The organism is Paraburkholderia sp. RL17-373-BIF-A, assembly GCF_046030175.1.
Taxonomy (GTDB): Bacteria; Pseudomonadota; Gammaproteobacteria; order Burkholderiales; family Burkholderiaceae; genus Paraburkholderia.
Map to the genome: position 1 here is coordinate 1 of NZ_JARESO010000299.1, position 992 is coordinate 992.

Sequence of the window (992 nt, forward strand, 5' to 3'; positions counted from 1 at the left end):
CACACCAGATTTGACTCTAACTCACGAAAGTCCGCTGATGCGCGCATTGACTCAGGTTTTTTGTTACCGAGCTAGGCTCGTTGCCTCAAGTATTTTGCTACCTGTCAGACGGCTGGCGGGAGCGACTTATGACGAGGCGGCTCAGCATGACAACAAGACGGGAATTGATCGAGGCAGTTGGCGAGCGGTACCGCCGCTCTGAACGGAAGGACAAGCGACAGATCCTGGACGAATTCGTTGCATTGACGGGCTATCATCGTAAGCACGCAATCCACGTGCTGTGCCAAGAGCAGCAGCGGCCGAAGGCGAAGCCGGGCCCACAGCGACGCTATGACGATGAAGTTCGTGCCGCGCTGATCCCGCTTTGGGAGGCCGCTGACCGGATCTGCGGCAAGCGCCTGAAGGCGCTCATCCCGACGCTAATCGACTCGATGACACGGCATGGTCATCTGTCGCTGTCGAAGGACCTGCACCAGCGGCTCAAGCAGATCAGCGCCGCTACCATTGACCGGCTTCTGCGGGATGTACGCGAGCAAGCTTTCAGAGGCCAGCGCCGGCGAGCTGGTGGAATCGGCAATGCGATTCGCCGCGCGGTGCCCATTCGGACCTTCACCGACTAGAACAACCCGCTACCCGGTTATCTGGAGGTCGATTTCGTTGAGCATTGCGGTGGCACCAAGATCGACGGTGACTTCGTACACAGCTTCGTGATGACAGATATCGCGACTGGCTGGACCGAATGTCTCGCTATGCCGTTTCGCAGCGCGTCGTTCGTTCTAGAGCACGTCGAACAGGTTAGCGCTGCCTTACCGTTTCCGCTACGTGGGCTGGATTGTGATAACGACAGCGCCTTCATGAAGGCGGCGGTCTTCGACTTCTGCAAAGCAACGGGAATCGAGCTGACCCGTTCGCGTGCCTATAAGAGAAACGATCAGGCGTGGGTTGAGCAAAAGAATGGCTCCGTCGTACGTCGGCTTGTGGGCTACGGGAAG

2 protein-coding genes are annotated in these 992 nt (G+C 58.2%); both read left to right on the top strand.

Annotation, left to right across the window (positions count from 1 at the left end):
- The first annotated feature begins 146 nt into the window (after positions 1–146).
- Positions 147–620, top strand: a complete 474-nt coding sequence (locus tag P0D80_RS50485; protein ID WP_408296337.1) for a hypothetical protein — start codon at positions 147–149, stop codon at positions 618–620.
- Between the two features lie 60 nt (positions 621–680).
- A partial coding sequence (locus P0D80_RS50490; RefSeq protein ID WP_408296340.1) for an integrase catalytic domain-containing protein occupies positions 681–992 on the top strand: 312 nt, incomplete at its 3' end.

Excerpts from the sequence above, each read along its gene's own strand:
- P0D80_RS50485 (WP_408296337.1), top strand. The coding sequence starts at position 147 with ATGACAACAAGACGGGAATTGATCGAGGCAGTTGGCGAGCGGTACCGC.